Below are 8,556 nucleotides of genomic sequence, written 5' to 3' on the forward strand. Positions count from 1 at the left end.
AGCTCAGGTCATCGCCCCCGTCCCGGCGCACGTCTTCCCCGGCCCGGCTGTGTTGCCAGCCGGCGTGCAGTTCCAGTGCCGGGCGAAGCTCCCAGAGCAGCTGTGCTCCCACTTCCCTGTGGTTCGGACCGTTGTAGTTCTCACTGGCGTAACCGTCATCGTAGGTCTGGGTGATATACAGCTTGCCGGTCCAGTCGGTAAACAGCTCTCGCTGGCTGTGTAGCGTCAGCGCATAGAAAGCCCCGTCAGCCTGCTTGCTCCAGGTGCCATCCAGTGACAGGGACAGCCAGGGTTGCAGCGGTACGGAAAATCCGGCGCCGGTTTCCACATCGTCTGCCCCTTGTGGATGAAACTGCAGGTAGGTGACGTTGAGGTAGGGGGTCCAGTGCTCAAAGAAGGGAGCGTATTCGACGAAGAGATTGTTTTCCCGATAATCGCTGCCGTTGGCCCAAGCCTGCCAGACTCCAAAAGTGACTTCCTGATGAGTCAGATCAACGCCAGCGGACACTAGAGGATTGCTGTCCAGGTTGTCCCGGCCCTCGGTTACATAGCGGCTCTGCCACTGTGACTGGAAGGTGCCTTCCAGGCCGCTACCTTGGGAAAATGAAGTCACCAGTGCCAGTGTGCTGGCAACGGCAAGCTGCGGTTTTCTCATAATGGCATCCCTGCTGTATGTGAATAACATGCTAGCAGGTAGGCGCGATATACGGGTGAAGGTCTTACTGCAGGGCCTGGATCAGCTGGGCCATGGCTTTGCCCCGGTGGCTGAGCGCGTTTTTCTCTTCCGGCGGCAACTGGGCGGCGGTGCAGTTCTTTTCTCTCACGAAGAAGTGCGGGTCATAGCCGAACCCCTGGTCTCCATGGGGCTCCAGTACGATTTCCCCGTCCCAGGTGCCCTGGCAGATCAGCGGCGTGGCGTCGTCCTCGTGGCGCATCAGTACGATCACGGCCACATAGCGCGCATTGCGGGAGACGTCCGGCGCATCGGCCAGCATCTCAACCAGCAGGGCATTGTTCTTGGCGTCGGTGGCGCCGACCCCGGAAAATCGCGCCGAAAACACCCCGGGGGCACCGTTCAGCGCTTCTACTTCAATCCCTGAGTCATCGGCGATGGCGGGCAGACCGGTATATTTGCTGGCATTGCGGGCCTTGATGATGGCGTTTTCCACAAAGGTGGTACCGGTTTCATCCGCTTCCGGCACGGAAAATTCACTTTGAGCCACCACCTCGATATTCAGCGGCTCCAGCAGGCGCTGCATTTCGGCGAGTTTTTTGGCGTTGCCGGAGGCGAGAACGATTTTTTCCATGAAAAACTCCTGACGTCGTTAGCGGCGAGCTTCAAGCTGCAAGCTGCAACGCGAACCCGGTTTTTGTCTGTTTTGTAATACAGAAGCCGCGCCGAGAATTTGGGCGCGGCTCGAGGTTCAACCAAAAAAGAACCTGCAATCGCGTTGCAGCTTGAAGCTTGTTGCTGGCAGCTGCTTTATACGGTCACCCGATAAATCGCAATTTCTCCGAACAGATTGGGCCAGAGCCGTGCCAGCAGGCCGCTGTGGTGGCGGCGGTTGATCACTTGGCGTTCCAGGATGCGGATGCTGCTCTTGCGGCAATGGGTTTCGAAATCCTGCACGGTGCACAGGTGGATGTTGGGGGTGTTGTACCACTCGTAGGGCAGGGCGGAAGAAACCGGCATGCGCCCCTTCAGGCCCAGGTAGGCGCGTACCCGCCAGTGACCGAAGTTGGGGAAGGTAATAATCGCCTCGCGCCCCACTCGCAGCATTTCATTGAGGATCTGGTCCGGGCGCAGTACCGCCTGCAGGGCCTGGGTCATCACTACATAATCGAAGCGATGGTTCTGGAAGTTGCCCAGCCCTTCGTCCAGATCCTGCTCCAGCACGTTGACCCCTTTTTCAAAGCAGGCGGCCAGATTGTCCTGATTGATTTCAAGACCGTAGCCACGGATCTGCTTGTGTTGCTGCAGGTGGGCCAACAAGGTGCCGTCACCACAGCCCAGGTCAAGCAGGCTGGCGTCAGCGGGGATCCAGTCACTGATCAGTTGCAGGTCATCACGCATGGCTACCTGCCTCCACTTCGTTGGCGACCCTGTGCATATAGGCGCCGAACAGTTTGGTGTATTCGGGAATATCCAGCAGGAAGGCGTCGTGACCTTTGGGCGTATCGATTTCCGCGTAGCTCACATCACGGCCGGCATGGACCAGGCCATTGACGATTTCCCGGCTGCGCTCCGGCGCAAAACGCCAATCGGAAGTGAACGACATGACCAGGAATTTGCACTCCGGTTTTGCCAGGGCGGTTTCCAGAGAATTATCGAACTCCCGGGCCGGGTCGAAATAATCCAGCGCCTTGGTCATCAGCAGGTAGGTATTGGCGTCGAAATTACGCGAGAACACTTCACCCTGATGGCGCAGGTAGGATTCCACCTGGAATTCCACGTCGAAACCGAAATGAAAGCGCCCGGCACGCAGGTCGCGGCCGAACTTCATGCGCATGGCGTCGTCGCTCAGGTAAGTGATGTGGCCGACCATACGCGCCAGGATCAGGCCCTGGCGGGGGTAGGTGTCGTGCAGGTAATAACGCCCGCCGTGGAAGTTGGGATCGGTAAGAATCGACTGGCGTGCCACTTCATTGAAGGCAATATTTTGGGCAGACAGTTTCGGTGCCGCCGCAATGACCACCGCATGGCTGAGCCGGTCTGGATAGTCGATGGACCACTGCAATGCCTGCATGCCGCCCATGCTGCCGCCGATGACCGCGGCCCAGCGGGAAATGCCCAGCACATCCGCCAGCCTGGCCTGACTGTTCACCCAGTCCTTCACCGTCATCATGGGAAAATCCGGCCCCCAGGGTTGACCGCTTTGCGGGTTGATGGATGCGGGGCCGGTGGAGCCGTGACAGCCACCCAGATTATTCAGGCTGACCACGAAAAAACGATTGGTATCGATCACCTTGCCGGGGCCGATGCAGGCATCCCACCAGCCGGGTCGCTTGTCGCTCTTGCTGGTATAGCCGGCGGCATGGTGATGGCCGGACAGGGCATGGCAGATCAGCACCGCATTGGAGGCGTTGCTGTTGAGGGTGCCGTAGGTCTCGTAGACCAGCTCGTAGGACGTCAGGGTACGGCCGCATTCCAGTTCGAGAGCAGTGTCAAACTGGAGCGTTTTGGGCTCGACCAGACCTACAGAGTCTTCAGCAGACCATGGAGCGTCGTCGGGGATCTGTTGCGGCATGATGACTCGCTTGCAAAGGATGCCGCAAAGTCTAAAGCCCGCCCGGTGGCCGTGCAATCGGCGACCGGGCGACAGGCTGGGTAATTCCTCCTTCTCTGTTCACGCGAGGGGTGAGAAATGCTCCTCTTCACCCTGATTGCGAATCTCGATGTGATGGTCCAGCGCCTGATGGACGCGATTACGCTCATGTTTGCGGTCCACATCGATGAGGATCAGGTAATTGCCGTTCTTCACCGATTGCAGGTACGGAGACAGATGATGATTGGCATGGGAAATGCCGCGCAGACCACCGGCCCAGGCGCCGAAGCAGGTGAAGAACAGGGCGGTGAGCAGCCATACGCCAAGGTGGGCGTCCACGCCCCAAGGGTCAATAAAGGCAATGGCGTAACCGGCAATCAGGCCGATCAGCAGACCGCGAGTGGCACCGCTGTAGCCGTTGCTCATGATGTCGGTGTCTTCCCAGGGGGTGGTGGCATTGATGCCGTGGCGATCCAGCTCGCCAGCATCCCGGGCCATTACATGAATGCGATCGCCACCGATCCCGGCGGTATCCAGGCGGGTGACTGCGTTGCGAACCTGTTGCAGGTTGGGGACGAGATAGTAAACCCGATACATGCGTCTTACCCTCCATCGTTATATGTTGGGTTCACGCTAAGCCTGCCACAGTGAGGGTCGGGTCAAAAAGTAATCAATGTGGGGTGAAGCATGGCAAAACAGGATTTTCTCGACCGCCTCTACGCTCAGGTGGCCAACGAGGAAGACGCTCGTACCTGCACGGACATCAGTGATGCCGCCTGTCGGGAGGTGCCCGGGAATTTCTTTCGTATCATTAGCGCCAACACCCTGACCAAGATCGGCGATCTGTTGATCAACCCGAAAACCGTGCTGGCCTGGCTGATCACTGCGGTAGGGGCGCCGTCTTACCTGGCGGCGTTACTGGTGCCCATTCGGGAATCCGGTTCGCTGATCCCCCAGTTGATGATCGGGGCTCTGGTGCGTCGCTACCCGATACGCAAGGGCTTCTGGACCCTGGGGGCGGCGCTGCAGGGGATTGCCGTGCTGGCAATGGCTGCAGCGGTCTGGTTACTGGAGGGAATGCAGGCAGGTCTGACGATTATCGGTTTGTTGGTGCTGTTCAGTATCAGCCGCGGCTTCTGCTCAGTGGCCATGAAGGATGTGCAGGGGAAATGCATCCCCAAGTCTCGCCGTGGTCGCCTTACCGGGTTGTCCGCCACGCTGTCGGGGGCCATCACGTTTGCGCTGTCACTGGCGATCTTCCGCGGTGGGGAGGACCCGTCCATGGCGTTCTATGGCGCGTTGTTAGCGTCAGCAGGGGTGGCCTGGTTGGTGGCTGCTGGCGTGTTCTTTACCGTCGATGAGTATCCGGGGGCCAGCGAAGGCGGCAACAACGCCTTCAAGGAAGCGCTGGCCAGTCTTGGCTTGCTGAAAACCGATGCCCCTTTCCGCCGCTTTGTGATCACCCGCGCCTTGCTGATGGCCTCGTCGCTGGCCTCACCGTTCCTGGTGCTGGTGGCCCAGGAGCAGGCCTCCCTTCCGCTGCTGCTGGGCAGCTTTGTTCTCGCCTCCAGTCTGGCCAGTACCGTCAGCGCCACGGTCTGGGGCTATATGGCTGATACCTCCAGCCGCAATGTGATGGTGCGGGGTGGGGGGCTGGCGGCGGTGGTCTGTCTGCTGGCCGGTGGACTTGCCGCCTGGGGGCCGCAGGCGGATTGGCTCCACTGGCTGTACCCATTGGCCTTCTTTGTGCTCGCTATCGCCCATGCCGGCGTTCGTATCGGCCGCAAGACCTATATGGTGGACATGGCCGGAGGCACCAAACGCACGGACTATACCGCCGTCAGTAATACCGTTATCGGCGTTCTGTTGTTGGCAGTGGGTGGCATCAGTGCCGGGGTGGCGCTGTTGGGGAATGACTGGGCCTTGCTGGTGCTGGGAGGAATGGGGGCGGTGGGGGTGTTCAGTGCATTGTCGCTGAAGGAGGTTTGAGGAAGGCAAGCTTCAAGTTACAAGCTGCAACGCGAGAGTCGGTCCGCTGCCAACCCGGCAACATACGGCTCCGCGCGGAAAATCCGTTGGGATCGCGGGCAGAGCGTTTCCGTTCGGAATGGCCTGGCTCGCGCCTTGTAGCTTGAGGCTTGTCGCTTGCAGCTCAGCCCTTCTCAAACAACAAATCCCAGACCCCGTGCCCCAGTTTTTCCCCACGCCGTTCAAATTTCGTTTCCGGGCGCCATGACGGTCGTGGTGAGAATTGTCCTGCACCGGCGGTGTTGGTGAATCCTTCGGCGCCGTTCATCACCTCCATCATGTATTCGGAATAATTCTCCCAATCCGTGGCCATGTGCAGCACGCCGCCGGGTTGCAGCTTGCGGTGCACCAGGGCCACCCAGGCGGGCTGGACGATACGGCGCTTGTGGTGCTTTTTCTTGTGCCAGGGATCGGGGAAATAGAGTTGTACCCGGGCCAGGCTGTTATCCGGAATGCACAACTCGAGAATCTCCACCGCGTCGTCACAATAACTGCGCAGGTTACTCAGCCCGCGCTGCTGGATTTCCATCAGCAGCGCCCCTACGCCCGGGCGATGCACTTCGATACCGATAAAATCCTTGTCCGGGTCGGCCTGTGCCATGTCCGCCAGGGAGTGACCCATGCCGTAGCCGATTTCCAGCACTCGAGGGGCGTCGCGACCGAAGACGGCCTGCGGGTCCAGCACCCCATCGGCCCGTTCCAGGCCAAATCGCGGCCAGAGGTTGTCCAGTGCATTGCGCTGTCCGGCGGTCAGTCGGCCCTCGCGCAACACAAAGCTGCGCACTTTGCGCATAACCTTGCCGGTTTCCGGATCTTTATCCTGTTTGATGAAGTCGAGCATGGGGCTGCCAGGTGAGTTGGGCGGGAGACGATTGTAGCAAAAACCGCGAGAGGGTGGGGTTCACGTCACCTTGATGGCAGGAGGGGGATTATCATCCTGCAAGTCATGGTATTGAAAACCCCATTACCCCGGCGCCGACTCTCCCCCAAGATCGGCGCCTTTTTTTTATCGACTGATTCCGTCCAGGGGGGAAGAGGCAGACGCATAGGCTTTTCGGGGCATGCGCCCGGCCAGGAAAGCCTCGCGCCCTGCTTCAATCGCTTTTCTCATGGCGGAGGCCATCAACACCGGCTTCTGGGCATGGGCCACGGCGGAGTTGAGCAGCACACCATCACAGCCCATTTCCATGGCCAGGGCGGCGTCGGAGGCCGTGCCGACACCCGCATCCACGATGATGGGTACGTTCGCCTCTTCCAGGATCAGGCGGATATTGTGCGGGTTGAGAATGCCAAGCCCGGATCCGATCAGTGACCCCAGCGGCATGACTGCCACGCAGCCCATATCTTCCAGTTCCTTGGCCACAATCGGATCGTCGTTGGTATAGACCATCACCTTGAAGCCGTCATCGATCAGTTCCCGGGCCGCTCGCAGGGTGTGGGTAATGTTCGGGTACAGGGTTTTCTGGTCACCCAGCACTTCCAGCTTCACCAGATCATGGCCGTCCAGCAGCTCCCGCGCCAGCTTGCAGCAGCGCACCGCATCCTCGGCGGAGAAGCAGCCGGCGGTGTTGGGCAGGATGGTGTATTTGTCCGGGCTGATGAAGTCCAGCAGGTTGGGCTCGTCGGCGTTCTGGCCGATGTTGGTACGGCGAATGGCGACGGTGACGATCTCTGCGCCACTGGTTTCGATGGCCTCGCGGGTTTCGTCGAAATCCTTGTACTTGCCGGTGCCGATCAGCAGTCGGGAAGAATAGGTGTTACCGGCAATCGTGAGCAGGTCGGACATGGGGCCTCGCCTCGGTTCAGGTTACTGCGTAATAAATAGGGTCCGGATGGTAATTAGCCACCGCCGATGGCATGGACGATTTCCACCACATCGCCATCGCTCAGGGTGAAATTGCCATGCTGACTTTTCGGAACGATGTCCCGGTTCACTTCCACCGCCAGGCGGCGGCCGGCCAGATTCAGCTGGGTGACCAGATCCGCGATGGTGGTGCCATCGAGAGTCAGGGTATCGCCGTTGACGGTAAGCTTCATGATAGAGATCAAACTGCCTTGAACAGGGACCAGGCCAGCATCAGCCAGCCGATGATCAGTGCGGTGCCGCCCAGCGGGGTAATGGCGCCGAGCCATTTGTGACCGCTGAGCACCAGTACATACAGGCTACCACTGAAAACCAGGGTGCCGGCAAACAACACCCAACCAGCGGTGACCATTCCGCTGGCGCCAAACGCCTTGGCCAGCAGGCCGCACAGCAGCATGGCCAGGGCATGGTAGAAATGGTATTCGCTGGCGGTGGACCACACGGCAAGCATGGATTCGTCCACGCGGGATTTCAGGCCGTGAGCGCCGAAGGCACCAAGGATAACGGCCAATGCGCCGTTCAGGGCGCCGAGTACGAGCAGAATTTTCATGCATTGCTCCGCAGTGGCGGCCGTAGAAAGGTGCCGCCTCGGGTTGCGTAGTGTACCGGAATTTCGTCGCCGTAGGAGCGTCGCTGGCGGTGCGAACCGGAACTGAAAAGACGGATTTACCACAGAGGGCACAGAGAACACGGAGGAAAAGGCCGGGTTTTCTCTGAGTACTCTGTGCTCTCTGTGGTGAAAGTGATTTTGATCGTGGTCTGTAATCGCGCCGCCATCGACGCTCCTACCCCCAGGTGGGACAGGAAAGAGGCGTCAGGCGGCGCTTTCGCGCCAGGCTGATGAAACACAAAAAAGCCCCTCGGAAGGGGCCTTGCATGTGACTTGCTGCGTGGTTATGCCGCGATGGCGTTGCGCAGCTTCTTGATGGCGTTGTTTTCCAGTTGGCGGATACGCTCGGCGGACACGCCATACTCGTTGGCCAGGTCCTGCAGGGTAGACTTCTGATCGGCCAGCCAGCGACGCTCGAGAATGTCGCGGCTGCGTTCGTCCAGTGCCATCAGGGCAGAGCCCAGCTGGCGGCTTTCCCGTTCCTGCTGATCCTGCTCGGCCAGCAGATCCGCCGGATCGCTGTTATCGCTGTGCAGGTAGGCGGCCGGGGACACCACGGTGCTGTCCTCGTCATCATTAGTGGGGCCGTCGAAGCTGGCGTCATAGGCACCCAGGCGCCCTTCCATTTCTTTTACCTGGGCAGCGGTAACGCCCAGATCATCCGCCACCCGCTGGGCTTCTTCCATGCTCAGACGACCCAGACGCTTCTTCTGGCCGCGCAGGTTGAAGAACAGTTTGCGCTGGGCCTTGGTGGTGGCCACTTTGACGATGCGCCAGTTCTTGATCAC

11 protein-coding genes are annotated in these 8,556 nt (G+C 59.8%); 1 reads left to right on the plus strand and 10 read right to left on the minus strand.

The genetic code is table 11. The annotated features are described in order from the left end of the window. From HUJ17_RS06585 to HUJ17_RS06605, 5 genes are all read right to left on the minus strand, one after another. The coding region (locus HUJ17_RS06585) for a hypothetical protein (protein ID WP_290509941.1) at positions 1-655 on the minus strand (655 nt) is incomplete at its 3' end. 64 nt (positions 656-719) lie between these two features. Beyond that, complete coding sequence (gene rdgB, locus HUJ17_RS06590; RefSeq protein ID WP_290509942.1) at positions 720-1,307, minus strand: RdgB/HAM1 family non-canonical purine NTP pyrophosphatase; 588 nt, start codon at positions 1,305-1,307, stop codon at positions 720-722. A 176-nt stretch (positions 1,308-1,483) separates the two neighbouring features. Then, a complete protein-coding gene (gene metW / locus HUJ17_RS06595) occupies positions 1,484-2,074 on the minus strand; it encodes a methionine biosynthesis protein MetW (protein ID WP_290509943.1) in 591 nt (196 codons plus the stop codon). Continuing rightward, positions 2,067-3,248 (minus strand): homoserine O-acetyltransferase, encoded by a 1,182-nt coding sequence (locus HUJ17_RS06600; RefSeq protein ID WP_290509944.1) that lies wholly within the window; start codon positions 3,246-3,248, stop codon positions 2,067-2,069. Before HUJ17_RS06600 ends, metW begins: the two co-directional genes overlap by 8 nt. A 99-nt stretch (positions 3,249-3,347) precedes the next feature. Beyond that, positions 3,348-3,863, minus strand: a complete 516-nt coding sequence (locus HUJ17_RS06605) for a hypothetical protein (protein ID WP_290509945.1) — start codon at positions 3,861-3,863, stop codon at positions 3,348-3,350. A gap of 90 nt (positions 3,864-3,953) precedes the next feature. On the opposite strand from HUJ17_RS06605, the gene HUJ17_RS06610 reads away from it, so the two are divergent. Then, positions 3,954-5,255 carry an MFS transporter gene (locus tag HUJ17_RS06610; RefSeq protein ID WP_290509946.1) on the plus strand — a complete coding sequence of 434 codons (1,302 nt, stop codon included), beginning with the start codon at positions 3,954-3,956 and terminating at the stop codon, positions 5,253-5,255. 163 nt (positions 5,256-5,418) lie between these two features. Here the strand turns inward: HUJ17_RS06610 and trmB are convergent, their stop codons facing one another. The 5 genes from trmB to HUJ17_RS06635 all read right to left on the minus strand — a co-directional run. Further along, positions 5,419-6,135 (minus strand): tRNA (guanosine(46)-N7)-methyltransferase TrmB, encoded by a 717-nt coding sequence (gene trmB, locus HUJ17_RS06615; RefSeq protein WP_290509947.1) that lies wholly within the window; start codon positions 6,133-6,135, stop codon positions 5,419-5,421. A gap of 165 nt (positions 6,136-6,300) precedes the next feature. After that, complete coding sequence (locus tag HUJ17_RS06620; RefSeq protein ID WP_290509948.1) at positions 6,301-7,080, minus strand: thiazole synthase; 780 nt, start codon at positions 7,078-7,080, stop codon at positions 6,301-6,303. Positions 7,081-7,133: 53 nt separating this feature from the next. Continuing rightward, entirely contained in the window at positions 7,134-7,331 is a 198-nt protein-coding gene (gene thiS / locus HUJ17_RS06625; RefSeq protein ID WP_290509949.1) for a sulfur carrier protein ThiS, read from the minus strand. An 8-nt stretch (positions 7,332-7,339) separates the two neighbouring features. Beyond that, complete coding sequence (locus HUJ17_RS06630; protein ID WP_290509950.1) at positions 7,340-7,708, minus strand: DUF423 domain-containing protein; 369 nt, start codon at positions 7,706-7,708, stop codon at positions 7,340-7,342. A gap of 344 nt (positions 7,709-8,052) precedes the next feature. After that, the coding region (locus HUJ17_RS06635) for a sigma-70 family RNA polymerase sigma factor (RefSeq protein ID WP_290509951.1) at positions 8,053-8,556 on the minus strand (504 nt) is incomplete at its 5' end.

Source organism: Alcanivorax sp., from assembly GCF_014762765.1.
Taxonomy (GTDB): domain Bacteria; phylum Pseudomonadota; class Gammaproteobacteria; order Pseudomonadales; family Alcanivoracaceae; genus Alcanivorax.

Bases quoted from the DNA above. Each gene is read 5' to 3' on its own strand.
- rdgB (WP_290509942.1), bottom strand. From the start codon at position 1,307: ATGGAAAAAATCGTTCTCGCCTCCGGCAACGCCAAAAAACTCGCCGAA.
- metW (WP_290509943.1), bottom strand. From the start codon at position 2,074: ATGCGTGATGACCTGCAACTGATCAGTGACTGGATCCCCGCTGACGCC.
- HUJ17_RS06600 (WP_290509944.1), bottom strand. From the start codon at position 3,248: ATGCCGCAACAGATCCCCGACGACGCTCCATGGTCTGCTGAAGACTCT.
- HUJ17_RS06605 (WP_290509945.1), bottom strand. From the start codon at position 3,863: ATGTATCGGGTTTACTATCTCGTCCCCAACCTGCAACAGGTTCGCAAC.
- HUJ17_RS06610 (WP_290509946.1), top strand. From the start codon at position 3,954: ATGGCAAAACAGGATTTTCTCGACCGCCTCTACGCTCAGGTGGCCAAC.
- trmB (WP_290509947.1), bottom strand. From the start codon at position 6,135: ATGCTCGACTTCATCAAACAGGATAAAGATCCGGAAACCGGCAAGGTT.
- HUJ17_RS06620 (WP_290509948.1), bottom strand. From the start codon at position 7,080: ATGTCCGACCTGCTCACGATTGCCGGTAACACCTATTCTTCCCGACTG.
- thiS (WP_290509949.1), bottom strand. From the start codon at position 7,331: ATGAAGCTTACCGTCAACGGCGATACCCTGACTCTCGATGGCACCACC.
- HUJ17_RS06630 (WP_290509950.1), bottom strand. From the start codon at position 7,708: ATGAAAATTCTGCTCGTACTCGGCGCCCTGAACGGCGCATTGGCCGTT.